We start from the raw sequence: 20,259 nt of genomic DNA, 5'->3' as shown, positions 1-20,259 counted from the left end.
AGTGCTCCTCAGCTTCTCGACCCTGACGTCGCGCCGAAGCCTGTCCCGTTCAACCGCACGACCGAGGGAAACCGAGGCATTGTCAAATCCTGTGGACTGACCGGACAGCCAATGACCGGTCGGTCAAGCAAGCGGCTTGCGGTAACGGACGTACTCGTTCTGCCGCCGGAACCCCACACTCTCGTAAAGATCGTAGGACCGGTGCGGATTCGCCGTGCCCGTGAACAGCCGGGCGGTCGTTGCACCCTGCTCGCGAAGGCTGCGCAGCCCGTCCAACAGCAGGGCCCGGCCGATTCCGAGGCGTTGCTGGTCCGTCCGGACACTCAACTCTTCGACCTCGCCCACGGTGTGGTCGTGACGGCGGATGGAGCAGAGGACGACGCCGACCATGTCCTGCCCGTTCCTCCTGGCTCGCGCGCGCTCCCAGTCCCTGCGCCGCAAACCTTCCTTCGCCATGCGCGCTGTTCGCGTCCTGGAGCGGATGGTGCCCGCCGACAGCCTCCTGTTCGGGGCCAGCGCCCACGGCTTCCCCAAACACCGCACGTACCAGGGAGCGCTGGACAGGCCGACGCGCGCTCGGAAGGGCGGCTCGGGATCACCGGGATGACCAGTCGTTTGTCATGCCAAGGGGGAGTCCGATGACGGTGATCTGCCCGTCCCGTTCCCCGACGACTTCGCGCAGGGCGTGTTCCTGAACGCTTTCCCGGGACGCCTCGACATCTACAGCGGGTGCGGGTGAGCTGTGCCGGGCGCGGGGAGGCGGCGGCACTGTCGGAGCAGGAAGGTACGGGCGAAGGCGTGGAGAAGTACCTCGTGCAGTTCTGGCCCGCGACGGCCTGAACACGGTCAAGAGCGGGGGCGCCGACGGCTCGGCACCCCCACCGTCGGCACCTCGGGAGACGATCGACGTGCTCTCCGGCGCGCCGCCGGTTCCCGGTAGCCGAACTGTCAGAAGTTCACCGTCGTGCGGGACCCGAGGGCCGGACACAACCCATGAACTCCCACGTGTGCGTTTGCTCGGGGTCGTCGCCGACGTCCACCAGCATCGTCGTGGTAGTGGGCACCGGCGGGGGCGGCGGTTCGGCTTCGTGCGATTCAAGGAGTCGGACCACATGTTGCGGCAGACGATTTGGGCCGTCACGCAGGATGCCGCCGACGGACTCGGCCTGTTCCTCACTCGAGGTGCTTGCGGGCATGCCGGTCCGTACCAGCCCCTTGACCGCGTCGGCGACCCCAGTGAGGACCTGATGACTGGTTCCGTTGACGGCTCGGCAGTCACACAACACCCTGTTCCACGGCAGCGATTCAGGCCAAAGGGCGCGGTGCCGCAGGTTGTGACCGGCCCCCTTCCGCTGGATCTCGCTCGCAACCCGATAGGCCGACAGCAGCGTCGCGCCATGGCGAGCGGGGTCATCTACTCCGTGACCGCATAGAAAACCCGCCTGCTCCGCTTCTGCTTCGGCCTCCAGATCCGCGCCGTCCCATTCCCAGTGGTTGTACAGCAGGTAGACAGGCACGCACCGAACCTTCAGGGCGTGCTGGAGCAGCAGTGCACACTGGTCGGCGTTCGTGCCCTTGACGACGTGCGCGAAGGGGTACCTTCGCTGCTTGCTCGCCTTTTTGGCCTGGATGCGCAGGCCGACTCCATGGGACCGATTGTGGATCCACAGCTCCCAGTCCGCTCCGTTCTGCCGCTCCTGATCCTTGTTGAACTGGAAGATCTTGACGCGGTCACCGAGGAACTGGCGCAGGTGGCGGATGTGCATGTCGGTGAGGCTCTCCTCACCGGGCGCGGGAGGGTAGTGGTGGTGGCCGTTGTGCAACCAGTGGAAGGTGTCGCCAGCCATCCACAGCAGTACGTCGCACAGCGACGGCCGCTGAACCGTTCTGGCGGCACGGGCCGATATGAGAGCGCGTCCGATCACGCCCCTCAGCTAACCAGAGGCCACTGACAAACGCTTCTGGGCACCGCCTGGTTCAAGCGTCACTGCGAACCCTCGTCCCAAGTGGCGTCGACCAAGTGCAGCTTGTCCAGGGAAGTGCCTGGGGGTGCGATGTCCTGCCCCTCCAGCACGAACAGGCCACCGACAGGGACGCCGAGTTGGCTCCCGACAGTCGGCGCCTCCTCACCGCATGCGGTCAGCGTCAAGAGCAACGCTGGAGGCGGGGGTGTTCAGCCCTCGACGGGCGGAGCCGGCGGCGTGTCGAGGGCGTGGAGATAGACGGCCTCGGGCTGCGCTCCGCTCAGGGCCGGACCGCCGTCGAAGAGGACGAGGGGCACGGAGTCGACGCCGAGCCTGCGCACGCTGTCCAGTTCGGCGCGCAGGGCCGTGGCTCCGTCCTCGCTGCGTACGACGCCGATCTCGTCGGCCAGCCGGGCGAGGGTGGAGGGATCGCCGATGTTCAGTCCGTCCGTCAGGTAGGCGCGGAAGAGCCGCTCGGCCATGGCCTCGCCCAGGCCCTGGCCGGCCGCGTCGGCGAGCAGGAGGTGCGCCTCGAACGTGTTGGTGTACACGGCCCGTTCGAAGTTCAGGCTCAGCCCGTCCTGGGCTCCGAAGCCGGTGTCCTGCGCGATGGCTCGGGCCTTCTCCTCGCCGAAGGACTCCTTGTGGACCTCGAAGAGGGGCCTGCCGGTGGGCGGCGTCTCGGGCGCGAGTTGGTAGGGGCGGAAGACGACCTCGGCCTCGCCCCCGGAGTCGCGGTACCGCTTCACCGCACGGGAGAAGCGGGTTAAGGCGATGTAGGAGTGGACGCAGATGAGATCGAGTACGAACTCGACGCGGCGCGGGGTCCGGGCGTTCTGTTGCATGGTCAGGTCCTCCTGGTCGCAAGCAGGTCGGGGGACACCATTGTTGATCAGTGGGCCCGCGGACCGCCGGAAACCGGACATCGGCGAAGAGCCGTCGGCGGACGGCCGTCAGCGGACGGCCGTCCCTGTGGGCCGCAGGACCGCCGCCCGGGTCGGTGTCACGCCATGACGGACCGCTCCTGTCTGCGATAGGCGCCCGGCGCTGTTCCGTACAGCCGCTTGAACGCTGCGGCGAACGCGAACTCGGAGGTGTAGCCGACCCGTTGCGCGATGGCGCCCAGCGGTTCTTCGGAGTCGCGCAACCGCTGTGCCGCCATGTTCATCCGGAGCCAGGTGAGGTAGCTGAGGGGCGGCTGGCCGACGAGTTCGGTGAACCGCCGGGCGAACGCCGAACGGGACAGGCCGGCTTCCTCGCCCAGGCCCTCCACGGTCCAGTTCCCGCCGGGGTCATTGTGGATACGGCACAGAACCCTGCTGATCGCCACGTCGTTCAGCGCCGGTCCCCAGCCACGGCCGACTCCGTGCTCCTGATACCACACCCGCAGGGTGTACAGCAGGAGCGTGTCCAGCAGCGAGGAGATCACCGAGTCCGCGCCCATCCCGGCGCCCTCCGACTCCTCCCGCAGCAGGTCGAGAACGACCCGCAGCGGCGGCTCTCGCCTGAGCTGAGCCGGCACGTGGACGACGTCGGGCAGGCCATTGACCACCGGGTGGCACCAGCTCTGGTCGAGTGGGAACACGCCGCTGAGCAGCACAGTGAGGGCCGCTGGCCCGCCCGGCTCGCCAGACCCCAGGGTCACCGTCCTCGCATTCTCGCCGAACTCCTCGTCCAGGGCGGGATCCGAGTCCAGAAGCGGGGCGGCGTAGCTGTCGGCGATCCCATGGCCGTGCCCGTTGGGAAGGAGCACCACATCCCCCACCCCGAGCACGACCGGATCACCGGCGGGGGGAACCAGCCGGCAGGAGCCCTGTAAGAGGACGTGGAACGCCGTGCCGGGCACGGGTCGGATGCGTCGCCTCCAAGGGTGGTGTCCCTCGACCCGGACAAAACGTGGCCGGCCGGTGCGCATAGCGTCTGTCACCTGACTGAGTACGTCCATCGCGTCAGGCTATGTGACAGGTCAGGTCACAGCCGAACGGCTGTCAGACGCCAGATCGGGCGCGTCAGCCGTCCCTCTCCGTCGAAGGCGAGCGCCCGGGTGTCCAGGTGGGGGAACTGCTCGCCTCCTGCCTGCTTCTCGAGGTACTCCCTTGTGAACGCCGTGACGTAAGTGTCGCGGTGCAGCTCGTCGATGCGCCATGCCCCGGTGAAGGTGGTGCGCAGCTCAGCCTCACTGATGCGATGCGGGTCCGGGAAGCCGTCCTCGGCCTCGTCGGAGAAACACAGCAGGTGCAGGCGTGCTTCCGGCAGGCACACCTTGGGCAGCGCCTCCGCGTAATGTGCGCGCTGCTGCCGTGCGAGTGAGTGGTACAAACCGCTGTCCAGCACCGTGGCGAATTTCTGGGCCAGGTTGTCCAGCCGCGTTGCTTCGGCTTGCACGAACTCCACTTCGGCACCGAGCGCGTCGGCCCGCTGTTCGGCTTGGCGCAGTGCCGTGGCCGCGTAGTCGAAACCGGTGACCCGATAACCGCGGCCGGCGAGGTACACGGCGTTGTCGCCGACCCCGCACCCGGCGTCGAGCACGTCGGTGGAAATCTCTCCCGCTCGCTCCAGGGCTGTGACCGCCGGCTGGGGTTCACCGATGTCCCATGGCACGACGGCTTGTTTGTACTGCACCAGAGCCGGGCCCTGGTAGATCGATTCGAAGTCATAGGGCCGATCCATGGGTTCCTTTCCCGAGAGAGCTCGCGATGTCGTCGCATGTCCACCGAGGTCAGCCCGGCCCGGGCGAGCGCCGCCGGCAGCCTGCGGTCCCACCGCATGTCGAAGGAGCCCGTCGGGAACTCCTCCCGGGTGATGTCCGCCTGAAGAACGGTCAGGTTCGGGGCGCGGGTCGCGTCGAGATGGCCGGTGTCGATGTCGCCGGCCACCACGCTGCCCTCGTGGGCCTCGTCCGCGAGCCGGTACGCCATCGACCCGGCACCCGAACCGAGTTCCAGCCAGCGCCACCCGGGCTCGATCGGCAGCCGCCCCCGATGATGTCGGCGGTCGTGGGGCCGGTGCTGTAGGAGCGGTGGGATTCCGGCCGTGGTGCGGCGTCGATCTGCTCGAGCAGGGAAGACATGACGATGTCGGTGCAGTCTCCAGTGCGGCGGCGTTGCGTGGATCGTCCATGTAGGCGCGGAAGGGCTCCTGGCTCACCCACTGCGGGTGGTTGACGTACGTTGTGCCGTCCACACCAATGTACGGTGTCGCCGAGACGAATCCGGGGTGCCGGCGCTTCCATCCTCCCGAGTCGCGCAGCAGGCGGGCCAGGTCCCCAGCGGCCCCATGCTCCTTGACGTGGCATGTCGCGACGCACAGGATTCCCGGGCGTTTTCTCGCGGCGGGTCCTGCGATGCCCGCGGCGGGAGTGCCCGCGAAGGCCGTGACGGACAGGACACCCGGCCGGTGCGGGCCGGTTTCCCGTGACCTCCTCCACCACCGAACTGCCGACCTCCGGCTCCGTGGTCAGCTGCGAGGAAGATGAGGTCTTCAGGTTGCGAAGCGAGCAGATAGAGGAGGTCGACAGCGGGCCGCTGGTGATGACTTCCATCGTGCGCGGCTGCGGACGGACCGACGCATGACGGCCTCGATATGGGCCAGTGGGGTTTTCTCAGTGGCGCGATTCTTCCCATCCCGTTTGGCGCTGATCGTCGCGATGACAGCTCCGTCGCTGACTGGGAGCGACATGTCAACGAGCAGCGCCCCTGCCATCGGGCAGGACGTTGCGCGAGATGGTCTGTTTCAGGATGCCTTTTGGTCGGCGGGCTTCTCGATCTCGGTGGTCACCCGTGCCCCTCGGAAGAGCACCGGGAGCCACAGGAGACATGCCAGCAGGGGGACCGCGGCGTAGGTGGCCATGCCCACACTGGAGCCCAACCCGCCCATGAGCGCGCCGAGGACGAGATAGCCGATGCCGATGAGCGCCGACTCCACGAATGCGATCATCGACAGCAGGCTCGCCCGGTGGCGCGACGGCACTGCCTCGTTGAACACGTTGTCCACGATCACGGCGGTGATCTCGGGAATCCCGGCCAGGACCAGGAACGCGGCGATGGTGACCCACACAAGGCCGAGGCCGCTCAGGCCGAGCGCCACGGCGAGCGTCAGGAGAGACACCGGGACGATGACCCGATACCCGATGCGCCGGTCCGCGCGGTCCGACAGCAATGGAGTGAGCCCGCCGGCGAAGAATCCCGCCGCTATGACCACGCTGACCAATGCGGTGCCCGCTCCCTGAGCGGAGAGGGTCTTCTGCGTGAAAATGATGTACGGCGTCAAAGTCGCATGCATCAATCCGGACACCACGACAAGCGTCACGAGCGCCGGCGTGGCGACCCGAAGCATCGCCCGCCATGCTGTGGCGTCGCCGTGCTCCTCGGCTCCGTCCTGCTCGTCCACCGCGTCCGCGCCGCGGATCTCGGGCACCCCTGACATCAGCACCACCATGGCCAGGACGAGGCACGCCGCCGAACCGACGTAGACGACTCCCCAGGAAATCTGCTGCAGTTGGCCGCCGAGGACGATGGCGGCTCCCGAGGCGACCGTCCCGAGCATGGTGAACCGGGACTTGATCTTGACGTAGCCGGCCGTTGCACCACGACGCACGAGCAGGTCGTACAGCAGGGCGGTATCCGAACCGGACACACATGCCATGCCCACGCCCTGCCCGATGAACAGCGCCAGGAACACCCAGTAGTTGGAGAACGCCACCTGACCGAGCAGACATCCAGCTATCAGCATCTGGCCGATCACGATGCTGGCACGCCTGCCGATTCGGTCGGCGATGACTCCCGTCGGAAACTCCGCAAGTCCACTGACCAGGTAGAGCAGTGTCTGCAGTAGGGCCACTTGCCCGACGGAGAAGCCGCGCTGATAAAGGAAGAGGACGAATACGCCGCGCTGGAACAGCGTGTTGGCGAGCACGGCGTATACGTAGAACGGGCGCGTGACACTTCGTGCTGCATCGTCGACTGCGGCCGACCCGCCAAGGGCCTCCGTGGTGCCGGTCATGCTGCGGGCTCCCCCTGGTGACTCCGGTGGTCATTAGTGTCGGGTCTCCGCCGCCGACCGGAACCTCCAGTCCGTACTTCGCGCAGGATATCGGGCCGGCCATCCGGGAACCGTTGCCAGCGCCGCGGCCATCCTCGGTGGAGGTGTCAAATGCTGGGAGCAGTAGCGTGCGTTCCGGCAGGCGGTCCTCGTGCTGCGCTGGTTCCGTGAGCGGGGCTGCGTGCACTGCCTGGCCAGGGACGCTGGCATCTCCCAGGCCACCAGCTATCGCTACCTGCACGAGGGCATCGACATCCTCGCCGCCCAAGCACCCGATCCGCACGAGGTGTTGGACCGCTGCCGCGAGGAGGAGATGAGCCACGTGATCCTCGACGGCATGCTCATCGAGAGCGACCGCCTGGCCGGCACTCGGGACAACGGCAACGACCTGTGATTCAGCCAGAAACACAAGAGTTTCGGCGGCAACGTCCAGTTCCTGTCCGCCCCGGACGGCACCCCGCTGTGGGTCTCCGATGTCGAGCCGGGCTCCACCCCGGACATGACCGCCGCCCGGCTGCACGTCCTGCCCGCGTTGTACAAGGCAGCCGCAGACGGCCTGCCCACCCTGGCCGGCAAGGGATACATCGGCGCCGGCATCCGCGTCCCGGTCCGCCGCCCGAAGGGGAAGTCGGAACAAGCCCTCGACACCGACACCCGCACCACGAACTGCCTGGTCAGAGACCTCCGCGCCCTCGGTGAGCGCACCGCTGCCGAACTCGAAGAACGCTGGCGCACGCTCAAGCGCGTCACCCTCAGCCCCAGCCGTATCGGCGACATAGCCCGCGCCGCCCTTGCCCTCAACCGCCACTGGAAGTGATCTTCACTGAGAAAACCTCAGTGGCTCCTGGAAGCCATAGGGCTTGACCATGCAGTCGACAAGTTGGTTTGAGATTCTCCAGGACCGAGCCGTCCGGGGGCGCCGACAACTTGATGCCCCGGCAGGTTCCTGCCGGGGCATCAAGCGCCGTGCGTGGGTCAGTTGTCGCGCAGCGTCCGCAGCGCGGTGCCCCAGGAGATGACGTCGTCGAGCATCTTGATCACCGCGTCTTCCTGGTGAGGCTGCGGCTTGAGCTCCTTGAAGTCGACGAAGTCGTGGTGCATCAGCAGGGCTGCGTGATGGCGCACATCGGCGATGCCGATCGCGGCCATGGTGTTGCGCAGGTGCGCGATCGCGCGGCCGGCGCCCTCCATGCCGTAGCCGACGAAGCCCGCGGACTTGTCGTTCCACTCCGCGTACAGGAAGTCGAGAGCGTTCTTCAACACCCCCGGGGCACTGTGGTTGTACTCGGGCGTGACGAACACGAAGGCGTCGAGGGAGCCGACCTTCTCGGCCCAGCGGTGCGTGTGGGGCTGGCTGTAACCGCCCAGCAGCGCGGGTACGGGCTCGTCGAGGTGCGGCAGGTCGTAGTCCCTGAGGTCCACCAACTCGTAGGTGGCGCCGCCGTGCCGCTCGGCGACGTCGAGCACCCACCGGCCCACGTCCTCCCCGACGCGTCCCGGGCGGGTACTGGCGATGACAATTCCGACCTTGATCATGAGTAGCCGCTCTCTGCTCTAAATGGGAAACGGGCGCTCCGGCGCCACTGAACTGCAGCGTACGTAGATCGACTCGGAGGCTCCATGCGTCACAGTCCGCCATTCATACGCGTGCGTCTCTCAGTGCAGCCGTTCTGAGAGCACCGCTGCACCGCGGCACTCACCGCTCCACGCTCACCGCCCGTTCCGGCGGCGGCTCTTCAGAGGTCGCTCGGCATGCCCAGGCCCGTCAGGGCGCCGACCGGATCCAGGTCGGGGGTACCGCGGGGCCACCAGTCGTCGTGGCCCGGCTCGGACTCGTAGGCGTACCACAGGCCGTCGCGGCCCAGGCGGAGCTGGACGTGGCCGTGGGGGTGGGTGAGGTGGTTGCGCCAGGGGCGGAAGGCGGGCAGGTCGGCGGCGAGGAGCAGCGGACGCGCCCGGTCGAACCGGCCGGCCGGCGGGTCCCACGGCTCCTCCAGTACGGCGAGGCCCTCCGGTCCGCCCTGGCGCCAGGCGGCGACCGCACGGGCCAGCTCGGACGGGGTGCGGCCCGCCGCGGAGGCGAGGGAGGAGTAGAGCGCCCGGGTGCCCGCGGTGAGTCCCGAGCCGGGGCGGGCCGCGGCCAGGCGGACCGCGTCCTCCCAGAGCGTCAGCTGCCCGACCGGGTCACGGCCCGTGGTGAGCAGGGCGTGGGCCCGCGCGGCGGCGTCCGTGGCCAGTTGGTCCAGTGCGAACGGGTCCGGGCCGCCGGGGGACGCCGGGTAGGCCGGGGGCTGTTCGGGGTGCGGGGGCGGCGGGAGCGGCGCCGGCAGGGGCGGGAGGGCGCGCGGCGTGAGAACGTCACCGGCCCGCACTCCGGGGAGAGGCGCCGGTCCCCTGTCCTGGGCGGCGCGCGCCGCGCGGGTGGCGCTCAGCCGGGACAGCGCGTCGAGCAGCTCGCGTTCGCCCCGGCCGCGCAGCAGGAGCAGGACGAAGGGGTCGGCGTCGAGCAGCCGCGCGGTCTGGTAGCACAGGGCGGCGGCGTGCTTGCAGGGGTGGCCCCGGTCGGGGCAGCTGCAGCGCGGCTCCAGATCGCCCGGGCCCGGCAGCAGGGGAACGCCGCAGTCCGCGAGGGACTGGGGCATCTCCTTGTCGAGGAGCGCCGCGATGTGCCCGGGCCGGTCGGCGGCGGCGTCCAGGAACCGCTCCCAGTCGGAGTCGTCGAGCGTGCGCAGCCGCACCTGCACGCGGTACGGGCGCGGACGACTGCCCCGCACGTACGCCAGCACCAGGCCGGGCGTCACGGTGATGGCGTCGACATGTCCCTGCCCGGCATAACCCCGCCCGCGCTCCAGCCGCTTGACGTCCAGCGCGCCCTGTTCCAGGGCTGCGACCCACGCGTTTCCCCACCAGCTCTCGGCGAAGCCCTTGTCGTCCGGATCCCGGGGTGGGAAGGCGGGGAAGGTGCGGCGGAGTTCGTTGTCGCGGTTGGGAGCGGCCATGGAGTGGGGGGCCCGGGGGCTGTGGAGGTCGCCAGGCGTCCGGGGGGCCGGGGGCGGGGCGGTGGAGGGGGTGGGGTCATGGGGCGGCGCGGTGGCTGTGGCGGCGTCGGGGATGCCGGGGTCGGGTGAGGGCGAGTCCTCATGGCCGGTCTCGTCCGGGGCCTCGGGCATCCCCCCGGGGTCCGTCGCGGGCATCCGGAAGGCGTCGGACAGCACCTGCCGTACGTCACGCGTTTCCCCGCCGACGGCGTTTCCGCGCGTCCGCCGGAGGGCCGCCGCCCGCTCGTCCACACGGCTCTGCCGTGTCCCGCGCCTGCGCCGGGCCCCTTCGCTTTCCGTCTCCTCCCGTGCCCGCCGGGCTTCCTCCCGAGCCGCGCGCAGCGCCTCGCGTGCGATGTCCGCCGCGCGGGGGGCCGGCCGGTCGGTGCCGCCTGAGGGAGCGGTCACCGTGCTCTCGGGTGGGGCGGCGGACCGGTCCTCCTCGTCGGTGGGAGTGCCGACCGAGTTCGTCGGGGCCGGGGCCTCCCCGGTCTCTCCTCGGTGGTCGGAGCCGTCCGGCCCCGCGGGTCCCGACGTGTCCCGCGAGATGTCTCCCGGCTGATCGGCGATCACCTCGGCGTCTGTATCCCGCAGCACCCCCATGTCCCTCGCCGGGCCTGCGCCGCCCCGGTGCTCGGACACCGCCCTTCGCAGTGCCTCACGGGCGATGTCTGCCGGTTGGGGGGCCTCCTGCCCGACGGGGGCCGGGGCCGGGGAGGGCGCGGGACGGGAAGCCGGTGCCGGGTCCGGGTCGGACGCCGCCCGCTCCCGGGCCGCCCGCAGGGCCCGGCGGGCCTCGTCGGCCGGGCGCGGCGTCATGGCGTCCTCCGCAGGGAGACCAGGTCGGACAGTTCACGGTCCGTCAGTTCGGTGAGGGCCGACTCGCCGGAGCCGAGGATCGCGTCGGCGAGGGCGCGCTTGGCCTGGAGCATCTCGGCGATGCGGTCCTCGATCGTGCCCTCGGTGATGAGGCGGTGGACCTGGACGGGCTGGGTCTGGCCGATGCGGTAGGCACGGTCGGTGGCCTGTTCCTCGACGGCCGGGTTCCACCACCGGTCGAAGTGGACGACGTGACCCGCGCGGGTGAGGTTGAGGCCAGTACCGGCCGCCTTGAGGGACAGCACCAGGACCGGGGTCGAGCCGGTCTGGAAGCGGTCCACCATGCGCTCCCGCTCCGGTACCGGCGTGCCGCCGTGGAGGAGGTCTACCGGGACCGCGCGGGTGGCCAGGTGGGAGGTGATCAGACGGGCCATCCCGACGTACTGGGTGAAGACCAGAGCGGATCCGTCCTCGGCGAGCAGGGTGTCCAACAGCTCGTCCAGCAGCACCAGTTTGCCGGAGCGGGCGGCGAGCCGGTCGCCGCCGGGCCGGGCGGGCTCCTCCTTCAGGTACAGGGCCGGGTGGTTGCAGATCTGCTTCAGCGACGTCAGGAGCTTCAGCACCAGGCCCCGGCGTGCCATGCCCTCGGCGGTCTCGATGGCGAGCATCGACTCGCGGACCACCGCCTCGTACAGCGCGCCCTGTTCGCGGGTGAGCGGCACGGGGTGGTCGGTCTCCGTCTTGGGGGGCAGCTCGGGGACGATGCCCGGGTCGGACTTCTTCCGGCGCAGCAGGAAGGGCCGGACCAGGCGGGCCAGGCGCTCCACCGCCTGCTCGTCCTCGCCGTTCTCCACGGCACGGGCGTGCCGGGCGCGGAAGGACTTCAGCGGGCCGAGCAGGCCCGGCGTGGTCCAGTCGAGCAGCGCCCACAGCTCCGACAGGTTGTTCTCGACGGGCGTCCCGGTCAGGGCCACGCGCGCGGGGGACGGGATGGTGCGCAGCGCCTTGGCCGTCGCCGAGTAGGGGTTCTTGACGTGCTGCGCCTCGTCGGCGACGACCATGCCCCACGCCTGCCCGGCCAGGGCGGAGGCCGCCGAACGCATCGTGCCGTACGTGGTGAGGACGAAGCCGCCGGCCAGGTCGGCCAGGCTGCGGTCCGGGCCGTGGAAGCGGCGGACCGGGACGCCGGGCGCGAAACGGGTGATCTCCCGCTGCCAGTTGCCCAGCAGCGAGGCCGGGCAGACCACCAGGGTCGGTTCGCGGCGGGCCCGCTTCAGGTGCAGGGCGATGAGGGTGACGGTCTTGCCGAGGCCCATGTCGTCGGCGAGGCAGCCGCCGAGGCCGAGGGAGGTCATCAGGTCGAGCCAGGCCAGGCCCCGGAGCTGGTAGTCACGGAGGGTGGCGCGCAGGCCCGGCGGCGGTGCGGCCGGGCGTACCCCCGCGGTGAGGCGGTCGCGCAGGGCGGCGAGCGCGCCGGCCGGTACGGCCTCGACCGTCTCGCCGTCCACGTCGGCGGTGCCGGTGAGGGCGACGGACAGCGCGTCGACCGGGTCGAGCAGCCCCAGGTCGCGCTTGCGGGCCTTGCGGACGAGGGCCGGGTCGACCAGCACCCACTGGTCGCGCAGCCGGACGACCGGGCGGTGGGCCTCGGCGAGGGCGTCCATCTCGCTCTCGGTGAGCGGGTCGCCGCCGAGCGCCAGCTGCCAGCGGAACTGGAGCAGATCCTCGCTCTCGAAGAAGCCGGTGCCGTCGGTCGCCGAGCCGGGGGCCGGCCGGACCACCGCCGCGGCGGAGAGGTCCTGGGCCAGGTCCCTGGGCCAGTGCACGGCGACGCCGGCCGCGGCGAGCCGGGTGGCCGCGACACCGAGCAGGTCGCTCAGCTCGTCCTCTGTCAGCGCCAGCACGTCGGGCACGTCCTGGTCGGCGAGCCGGTCGAGCGGGGGCCAGACCCGGGCCGCGCGGCGGACGGCGAGGGCCGCGTCCACCCGGGCGCGCGGGCCGAAGGCGTCGTCGGCCTCGCCCGCCCACAGCGCCGCCGCGTCGGCGACGAGGGTGGGGTCGGCGAGGCTGTGCACCTGGACGATCGCGGCGCCGGCGCCGCGTGCGCCGCCGTCGAAGGCGTCGTCGAACAGGTCGTACGCCGAGAGGTCCAGCCGGAGCGAGATCCGCACCCCGGCGTCCATGCCGGCGGCGACCTCGGCGGCCCAGTCGTGGGCATCGGGCAGGTGCTGGGCGTCGCGGGCCGCGAAGGGTCTGCCGGTGGCGTGGGGTGCGGCGGGGGTGCGCGGCAGGGTGTCGGCGACCGCGTCCAGGAAGGCGCGTACCAGCGCTTCCGGTTCGGGCAGGCGGATCGGGCCCGGGCCGGGCAGCGGGACGGCGTGCCCCTCGTACGGGAGGGCGGCGGCCACCGCGCGCAGGTGTGCGATGTCGTCCGGGTCGAGCGGGCCGGCGCGCCAGGCGTCGTGGCCCGTGGGGGTCAGGCCGGGCAGCAGCCGGCCGCGCGCGGTCAGCCGCAGGGCGTGCAGGGCGGCCGCGCCCCAGCAGGCGGTGGCGGGGTGGGCCGCGGGGTCGTGCCGGGCGCGCACCAGGAGCGGCAGGGCCTCGTCCAGCGGGAGGGACAGCGCCGGGGTGGCGCGCCGCCGGACCGCGGCGCCGTGCCGTCGTACGACGGTGAGCTCGGTGTCCTCGGTGAGCTCTGTGATCTCTGCGGGCAGGGGCTGCCCTTCGGGGTCCCAGAAGGCGATGCGCCCGTCGCGCGGGAGGGGCGCGGGCAGGAAGACGGCCGGGAGCCGGACCGGAACCGTCCGCTTTGCCGCCCGCTCGGCCATCACAGCCGTGTCACCCATACGTCCTGCCACCTCCCGCCCGCGTTTCGGGTCAGCTGTCTCCGACTCTACGGGCGGGGTCTGACAATCGGCCCCGACGGCCGCGCCGGCCGGACCGGGCTTCGGGTCAGGGCACCGTCCGGGACACCACGTACACCCACGGATACGCCGGGTTGGACAGGTCCACCACCACGTCGTGCGTGGGTGCGGGGTTCTTCTGCCGGTGGACGAAGCCGTACCAGGAGTCGCCCTCGGGGAACGTCCAGCCGGTGACCTTGCGGTCGCGGGCGCCGATGGTGATGTGGCCCTTCTTCAGGTCGTCGCGGGTCATGCCCAGGCCCGTCAGGTAGGCGTCCAGACCGGCCGCGTTGGTCTCGAACTGGGCGTACAGGCGGCTGGTCTTCCAGTTGTTGGTCTCGTAGTACGCCACGTGCCAGGCCGGGTGCGGGACGGGTACCTGGTAGATCCGGCGCTGGAGCTTGGACGGCCAGCCCTCGGTCAGGCCGGTCGCCGAGTACTTCGCCTCCTTGTCCTTGCCGCTGTCCCGGCTCTGGTTCGCGGAGATCACCAGGTAGCCGGCCGGGATGCCGATGAGCAGCACGATGATCAGCAGGGTGAGCGCCCTGCGGCGGATCATGTGGCGGCGGTCCTCGGCCGGGCGTTCCTCACCGTCCGGCCAGGAGCCCTGGTGCGGCAGGGATGCGGTCACAGCGTCTCCTGGGTACTGCGGAGCGACTGCGTGTACCGCTCGTAGCGCTCGTAGCGCTCCACGCGGCGGCGCTTGGCGCGCCGGAAGCGGCGGGCGACCAGCCGGGCGAGGTCCGCGGCGCCGACCATGCCCGCCTCGGGGCCGAGCTGGGCCCGGGCGATACGGGCCTCGGGGCGGTAGCCGCGGCCGGTCAGATGCCTGCGGAACGCGTCCCGCGCGGGGCCGATCAGCAGGTCGTCGGCGGCCGAGACGCCGCCGCCGATGACGAAGCAGGAGGGGTCGAGGGCGGCCGCGAGGTTGGCGATGCCGACGCCGAGCCACTGGCCGATGTCCTGGAGCAGCTCGATGCACATGGCGTCGCCCTCACGGGCCAGCTCGGTGATCATCGGGCCGGTGATGTCGCCGATGTTGCCCTTGACGTGCTCGATGATCCCGTACGCCACCGGCGAGTCGGCCGCTGCCAGCTCGCGCGCCTCGCGGACCAGGGCGTTTCCGGAGCTGTACTGCTCCCAGCAGCCGCGGTTGCCGCACGGGCAGCGGTGGCCGCCGGGGACGACCTGCATATGGCCGAACTCGCCGGCGACGCCGTACTTGCCGCGCTTGACCTGGCCGTCCTCCAGAATCGCGCCGCCGATGCCGGTGCCGAGCGTGATCATCACGAGGTGGTCCTCGCCGCGGCCGGCGCCGAAGCGCCACTCGGCCCAGGCGGCGGTGTTGGCGTCGTTGTCCACGAGCACCGGCACGGAGAGCCGGCCCGAGAGGCGGTCGCGGAGCGGTTCGTTGCGCCAGGACAGGTGGGGGGCGAACAGCACGCGGTTGCGGTCGGCGTCGACCCAGCCGGCCGCGCCGATGCCGACGGCGTGCACGTCGTGCCGGTCCGAGAGGTCCAGGACCAGCTCGGCGATGGTGTCCTCGACGACCTTGGGGCTCTTGGACTTGTCCGGCGTCTCCGTGCGGACCTTCTCCAGGATGTTGCCGTCGGCGTCGACGACGCCCGCCATCACCTTCGTACCGCCGATGTCGATGCCGACCGTCGGTACGCGGGGTGCCGTCAGGTGTGAGCGGCGCTCCCGGGTGCCGACGGTGCGGAGCACGGTGGCACGGCGGGAGCCGATGGGGGCGGTGAAGTCGCGGTAGGTGCTCATCGCCGCCGATTCTGCCTCACGGGGAGGCAGGGTGCGGAGCAGAGGGGTGGTGCGGATCAGTGCCGAGTGCGGGTGCGTGGGGGCTTGTCGCGCGGTTCCCCCCGCCCCTCAGCGGCATCACCCTCACGTCCGTACCAGCAGCTGGAACTCGAACGAATAGCGCGTCGGGCGGTACGTGTGCGTGCCGAATTCCACTGCTCGGCCCGTGTCGTCGAACGTGACGCGTTGCATGGTGAGCAGCGGGGCCCCTGCCTCCTCCGCCAGTCGTTCCGCCTCTGTCTGCGTCGCCGCACGGGCGCCGATCGACTGGCGGGCGCTGTGCAGGGTGATACCCGCCGCTCGCATCAGGCGGTAGAGGCCGGTGGTCTCCAGCTGGCCGGTGTCGAGGTCGATGAGGCCGGGGGGCAGGAAGTTGCAGAGGTAGGCCATGGGCTCGCCGTGGGCGAGGCGCAGACGCTCCACGCGGTGGACGTCGCTGTCCTCGGCGACGCCGAGTGCGGCGGCGACCTCGGCGGAGGCGGGCACGAGCGTGTTGACCAGGACCTTGGTGGCCGGGCGCTGGCCCGCCGCCTCCAGGTCGTCGTAGAGGCTGCTGAGTTCCAGCGGGCGCTTGACCTGGCTGTGCACGACCTGGGTGCCCACGCCTCGGCGGCGGACGAGGAGGCCCTTGTCGACGAGCGACTGGATGGCCTGGCGGACGGTCGGCCGGGACAGGCCGAGCCGGGCGGCGAGCTCGATCTCGTTGCCCAGCAGGCTGCCGGGGGTCAGCGTGCCGTGCTCGATGGCGGCCTCCAGCTGCTGGGACAGCTGGAAGTACAACGGCACGGGAGAGCTGCGGTCCACGCTCAGCTCGAGCTGCACGGTCGGGTCCACTTCTGGTTTCGGCACGGGCCGAGCGTAGCTCCGTGCGTTGTTGACGGGAAGTTGTGTAGTCAGATTGTCCGGACATTCCGATTGACAGGGGCGAACTGTGCCCGCACTTTGTTTCCATGCGCATCGGCGTCATCGGTACGGGCCGCATCGGCACGATCCACGCGAACACGCTCAGCCGGCACCGCGACGTCGGCTCCCTGATCCTCACGGACGCGGACGCCTCGCGGGCCCAGGAACTGGCGCACCGGCTGGGTGAGACGGCCGCGCCGGGCGTGGAGGAGATCTTCCGCTGGGGGGTCGACGCCGTGGTGATCACGACGGCTACGTCGGCCCACGCCGAACTGATCGGTCGGGCAGCACGCTCGGGCCTGCCGGTGTTCTGCGAGAAGCCCATCGCGCTGGATCTGCCGGGGACCCTGAGCGCGATCACCGAGGTCGAGACGGCCGGGACGGTGCTCCAGATGGGCTTCCAGCGCCGTTTCGACGCCGGCTACCGGGGCGCCCGCGAGGCCGTGCGCTCGGGCAGGCTGGGGCGGCTGCACACCGTGCGGGCGCTGACCAGCGACCAGACGCCGCCGCCCGCGGCGTGGCTGCCGCTGTCCGGCGGGCTGTACCGGGACACGCTGATCCACGACTTCGACGTGCTGCGCTGGGTGACGGGCCGCGAGGTGGCGGACGTGTACGCGGCCGGGTCCGACGCCGGGCCCGCGATGTTCCGCACGGCGGGCGACGTCGACACGGGTGCCGCGCTCCTCACCCTCGACGACGGCACGCTCGCCACCGTCACCGGCGCCCGCCTGAACGGGGCCGGCTACGACGTGCGCATGGAGCTGGCCGGGGAGCTCGACCAGATCGTGGTCGGCCTGGACGACCGTACGCCGATCGCGTCCACCGAGCCGACCGGGCCGCCGGCCGCGGACAAGCCCTGGACCGGCTTCCTGGAGCGCTTCGGCCCCGCCTACGAGGCGGAGCTGAACGCGTTCGTCGAGGTCGTGCGGGGCGAACGGGCCAACCCCTGCGACGGGCGCGAGGCCCTTCAGGCGCTGCGCGTCGCCGAGGCGTGCGAGCTGTCGCGCCGGGAGCGCAGGCCGGTGCACCTCGCGGAGATCCCCGGCGGGACCGCCTCCCCCTTCGTGTGACGGCAGGGCGGTCAGTGGCCCTCCTGTTCCTCCTCCAGGAGTCCCGCGTCGTAGGCCAGCAGCGCGATCTGCACGCGGTTGTTGAGGTCGAGCTTGGCCAGGATGCGGGAGACGTGCGTCTTGACGGTGGCGACGCTCATGAAGAGGCCGGTGGCGATCTCGGCGTTGGACAGGCCCCGGCCGACCGCGACGGCGACCTCGCGCTCGCGGTCGTTGAGGGCGGCCATGCGGGCCGCCGCGCGTGTGCGGCGGGTGTCGGCGGCGGTGCCGACCGCGTGCTGCATCAACTGGCGGGTGACGGTGGGCGACAGGACCGGGTCGCCGGCCGCGACCCGGCGCACCGCGGCGAGGATCTCGGCCGGCGGAGTGTCCTTGAGGACGAATCCGGCGGCGCCCGCGCGCAGCGCCAGCAGGACCTGTTCGTCGGCGTGGAAGGTGGTGAGGACCACCACCTGCGGGGCGTCCTTGCGGGCGCGCAGCCGCTCCGTGGCCGTGAGACCGTCCACCGTCGGCATCCGGATGTCCATGAGCACGACGTCCGGGCGGGTGCGGTCGACGAGCTCCTCCACCTCGCCGCCGTCGGCCGCCTCGCCGACGATCTCGATGTCGTCGGCCCCGCCCATCATGAAGGACAGTCCGGCCCGCACCAGCGGATCGTCGTCGACGAGGAGCAGTCTGATCGCAGTCATGGGCCATACGTAATCACGGCCGGGGCGGATGCGGGGCGCGGACGGGCGGTCGCCCACGCCAACGCCTCGTACCGACCGCGGAGTTGACGGGCCTCGTGCTCAGGCGCGCAGTGTCACCCCGAACAGGGTGCGCAGGCGGCTGATCTCCCACCAGACCACCGCCGTCACCGAGGCGGGACCGCCGATGACGGCCAGGGCCTGGATCACCGGCGGCCCGGGCGGCAGGCCGCCCGCGAGCAGGCTGACGACGGAAAACTCCCACACCAGCGTGCCGGTCAGCAGGGCGGGGAGCGCGGCGTGCACGGCCGCGGTGTTGAAGCCCGTGCGGATGGCCGGACCCGTGGCGAACCCCAGGAAGAACAACAGCCAGACCAGGGGCAGGGCGGCCGCGAGGATCAGCCAGGGGGCGGCGCCCGTCGAACCGGAGGAGGGTGTCTGGCGCTGGCCGAGCATGATGATCACCCCGCCGAGCAACGGGACGCCCATCACGGCGCCGACGTACCAGCGGGCCGACCGCAGGGCGGCCCGTACCCGTACCCGCATGGCCGACCTGGTCTCCGACGACGCCCACCGGAACAGCACCGCGATCACGACGGGGGCGCTCATGAGCAGCAGGAGCGGGGTGATCACCAGCCGCAGCATGTACTGCTCCTGGGCCTCGGTGACGTCCTCCGGTTTGCCGTACATGGCGAGCAGCAGCAGGGACATGGCGGCCGCGGTCCAGGCCCGCACCTTCTGCACGCGCGTCACGCGCCGGTCGTCGACGGCCCGGTGCGTGTGCGGGAACAGCCGGTGGGCCCGGATGCGGGCCGAGCGCGCGAACGAGTAGCACAGCACGAGCGGCAGGAACGCGAACCAGGTGCACGGGGCGAGCAGCACCAGCCACATGCAGCCGGAGACCCGCGGCTGCCCCTGCCGCAACAGCTCGCGCACCGACGGCCATTCGCCACCGCGCAGACCGCCCCACCCCGGGCCCCGGGCGCCGGGCCGCGGCTGGGGGACGTACGGGTACGGCTGCGGTTGCGGTTGCGGGGGGTGCGGGTACGGGTACGGCTGGGGGTGCGGGTAGCCGTACGGTGCCGGGCCCGGCTGGGGCGGCACGTAATGAGGCGGCACGTGGGGGCCGTTGGCCGGAGGCGGCGGGTACGGTCCGCCGTTCGGCGGCCCGGGTGGCTGGTACGGATTGGTGGGTCCCCCGAAACTCACGTGCATGTTTCCTTCCGTTACGCGCGGTGCTGAAGGCGGCACAAACATCAGCCATCACCACGGCCAAGTCAACTCGCCCCGGGACGCGCGGACATGGGGTTGCGCGCATGCGCCCGGCGTGCGCCCCGGAAACGCCCCGCCCGCGCCCCGGCGGGCCTGGAAGGATCACCCCATGCGCACGTGTACGCCCTGCTCGTGGGCATCGACGACTACCCCGGCCTGCCGCTGCGCGGCTGCGTCAACGACGCACGGGAGGCGGAGAACTGGCTGCGGAGCCGGAGCGCTCCGGCCACGCGGATCCGGACGCTGTACGACGCCGAGGCGAGCCGGGCGGCCGTGCTCGCGGGGCTCGCGGAGCATCTCGGGGACAGCGGGCCGGGCGACACCGCGCTGCCGTGGTTCAGCGGGCACGGCAGCCAGAGTCCGACCGCCGATCCGGGCGAGGCCACCGGCTGGTCGCGGGCGCTGGTGTGCCACGACAGCCTGATGCCGGGCGGGCAGCCGGTGCTGTGGGACACCGAACTCGGGGCGCTCCTGGACGGCATCGCGGCCCGCGGCACCCATGTCGTCGCGGTGCTGGACTGCTGCCACTCGGGCGGTGCGACGCGCCAGGACGCCGCCGGTCCGCCCGGCGCGGCTGTCCGGGGCGTGCCCTGGCAGCCCTGGTGGCACACGGCGTCAGGCCGACCCAGTCCGCCCGCCACCCCGCGAGCCGACGTCTAGGGTCTGTCGTTTGGATCAGGTCGCAGGGAAGCGACTGTTCTGCTCGGTGCCGGCGAGCGGGGTCTGGTGCGTGCCTCTGCAAGGCGGAG

General features: G+C 71.3%; 16 protein-coding genes and 3 pseudogenes. 4 read left to right on the top strand and 15 right to left on the bottom strand.

Annotation, left to right across the window (positions count from 1 at the left end):
• Positions 1–123: 123 nt before the first annotated feature.
• The 6 genes and pseudogenes from ACIBNA_RS41930 to ACIBNA_RS41905 all read right to left on the bottom strand — a co-directional run.
• Positions 124–393, bottom strand: a pseudogene (locus ACIBNA_RS41930) (GNAT family N-acetyltransferase); the annotation flags it as partial.
• A 563-nt stretch (positions 394–956) separates the two neighbouring features.
• Positions 957–1,925 (bottom strand): DUF6615 family protein, encoded by a 969-nt coding sequence (locus ACIBNA_RS41925; RefSeq protein WP_399170596.1) that lies wholly within the window; start codon positions 1,923–1,925, stop codon positions 957–959.
• Between the two features lie 248 nt (positions 1,926–2,173).
• Positions 2,174–2,809, bottom strand: coding sequence for a DsbA family protein (locus tag ACIBNA_RS41920; protein WP_399170595.1), 636 nt, complete (start codon positions 2,807–2,809; stop codon positions 2,174–2,176).
• A gap of 158 nt (positions 2,810–2,967) precedes the next feature.
• A complete protein-coding gene (locus tag ACIBNA_RS41915; RefSeq protein ID WP_399170593.1) occupies positions 2,968–3,909 on the bottom strand; it encodes an AraC family transcriptional regulator in 942 nt (313 codons plus the stop codon).
• 26 nt (positions 3,910–3,935) lie between these two features.
• Positions 3,936–4,634 carry a class I SAM-dependent methyltransferase gene (locus tag ACIBNA_RS41910; protein WP_399170592.1) on the bottom strand — a complete coding sequence of 233 codons (699 nt, stop codon included), beginning with the start codon at positions 4,632–4,634 and terminating at the stop codon, positions 3,936–3,938.
• A gap of 155 nt (positions 4,635–4,789) precedes the next feature.
• Positions 4,790–4,882 (bottom strand): annotated as a pseudogene (locus ACIBNA_RS41905) (hypothetical protein); the annotation flags it as partial.
• A gap of 495 nt (positions 4,883–5,377) precedes the next feature.
• Between ACIBNA_RS41905 and ACIBNA_RS41900 the strand changes: the two are divergent.
• Positions 5,378–5,536, top strand: coding sequence for a hypothetical protein (locus ACIBNA_RS41900; protein WP_399170590.1), 159 nt, complete (start codon positions 5,378–5,380; stop codon positions 5,534–5,536).
• 160 nt (positions 5,537–5,696) lie between these two features.
• On the opposite strand, the gene ACIBNA_RS41895 is transcribed toward ACIBNA_RS41900, so the two are convergent.
• Positions 5,697–6,965: an MFS transporter gene (locus tag ACIBNA_RS41895; protein WP_399170589.1), complete on the bottom strand. Its 1,269-nt coding sequence runs from the start codon at positions 6,963–6,965 to the stop codon at positions 5,697–5,699.
• Positions 6,966–7,001: 36 nt separating this feature from the next.
• Here ACIBNA_RS41895 and ACIBNA_RS41890 point away from each other — a divergent pair.
• Positions 7,002–7,821: pseudogene (locus ACIBNA_RS41890) on the top strand (transposase family protein).
• Between the two features lie 158 nt (positions 7,822–7,979).
• Here ACIBNA_RS41890 and ACIBNA_RS41885 read toward each other — a convergent pair.
• The 6 genes from ACIBNA_RS41885 to ACIBNA_RS41860 all read right to left on the bottom strand — a co-directional run bounded on the left by ACIBNA_RS41885 (position 7,980) and on the right by ACIBNA_RS41860 (position 16,401).
• Positions 7,980–8,540 (bottom strand): NADPH-dependent FMN reductase, encoded by a 561-nt coding sequence (locus ACIBNA_RS41885; protein WP_399170588.1) that lies wholly within the window; start codon positions 8,538–8,540, stop codon positions 7,980–7,982.
• 200 nt (positions 8,541–8,740) lie between these two features.
• Entirely contained in the window at positions 8,741–10,861 is a 2,121-nt protein-coding gene (locus tag ACIBNA_RS41880; protein WP_399170587.1) for an SWIM zinc finger family protein, read from the bottom strand.
• On the bottom strand, positions 10,858–13,707 hold the full coding sequence (locus tag ACIBNA_RS41875; RefSeq protein ID WP_399170586.1) for a DEAD/DEAH box helicase: 2,850 nt from the start codon (positions 13,705–13,707) through the stop codon (positions 10,858–10,860). Before ACIBNA_RS41875 ends, ACIBNA_RS41880 begins: the two co-directional genes overlap by 4 nt.
• Before the next feature lie 106 nt (positions 13,708–13,813).
• The gene (locus ACIBNA_RS41870) at positions 13,814–14,395 is read right to left on the bottom strand and encodes a sugar kinase (RefSeq protein ID WP_399170585.1); all 582 of its coding nucleotides are present in this window, start codon (positions 14,393–14,395) and stop codon (positions 13,814–13,816) included.
• Complete coding sequence (locus tag ACIBNA_RS41865; RefSeq protein ID WP_150483899.1) at positions 14,392–15,540, bottom strand: ROK family glucokinase; 1,149 nt, start codon at positions 15,538–15,540, stop codon at positions 14,392–14,394. Before ACIBNA_RS41865 ends, ACIBNA_RS41870 begins: the two co-directional genes overlap by 4 nt.
• A gap of 123 nt (positions 15,541–15,663) precedes the next feature.
• Complete coding sequence (locus tag ACIBNA_RS41860) at positions 15,664–16,401, bottom strand: GntR family transcriptional regulator (RefSeq protein WP_399170617.1); 738 nt, start codon at positions 16,399–16,401, stop codon at positions 15,664–15,666.
• A 128-nt stretch (positions 16,402–16,529) separates the two neighbouring features.
• Between ACIBNA_RS41860 and ACIBNA_RS41855 the strand changes: the two genes are divergently transcribed.
• Positions 16,530–17,552 carry a Gfo/Idh/MocA family oxidoreductase gene (locus ACIBNA_RS41855; protein WP_399170584.1) on the top strand — a complete coding sequence of 341 codons (1,023 nt, stop codon included), beginning with the start codon at positions 16,530–16,532 and terminating at the stop codon, positions 17,550–17,552.
• Between the two features lie 11 nt (positions 17,553–17,563).
• On the opposite strand, the gene ACIBNA_RS41850 is transcribed toward ACIBNA_RS41855, so the two are convergent.
• Both ACIBNA_RS41850 and ACIBNA_RS41845 read right to left on the bottom strand, forming a co-directional pair.
• Complete coding sequence (locus ACIBNA_RS41850; RefSeq protein ID WP_399170583.1) at positions 17,564–18,241, bottom strand: response regulator; 678 nt, start codon at positions 18,239–18,241, stop codon at positions 17,564–17,566.
• Between the two features lie 99 nt (positions 18,242–18,340).
• Complete coding sequence (locus tag ACIBNA_RS41845) at positions 18,341–19,453, bottom strand: hypothetical protein (protein WP_399170582.1); 1,113 nt, start codon at positions 19,451–19,453, stop codon at positions 18,341–18,343.
• 174 nt (positions 19,454–19,627) lie between these two features.
• Between ACIBNA_RS41845 and ACIBNA_RS41840 the strand changes: the two genes are divergently transcribed.
• A complete protein-coding gene (locus ACIBNA_RS41840; RefSeq protein ID WP_399170581.1) occupies positions 19,628–20,170 on the top strand; it encodes a caspase family protein in 543 nt (180 codons plus the stop codon).
• Positions 20,171–20,259: the final 89 nt, after the last annotated feature.

The organism is Streptomyces sp. NPDC050164 (assembly GCF_044459945.1).
Taxonomy (GTDB): domain Bacteria; phylum Actinomycetota; class Actinomycetes; order Streptomycetales; family Streptomycetaceae; genus Streptomyces; species Streptomyces coeruleorubidus_A.
The sequence above is the reverse complement of the archived record's forward strand: the minus strand, read 5'-3'. Positions and strand labels throughout refer to the sequence as shown.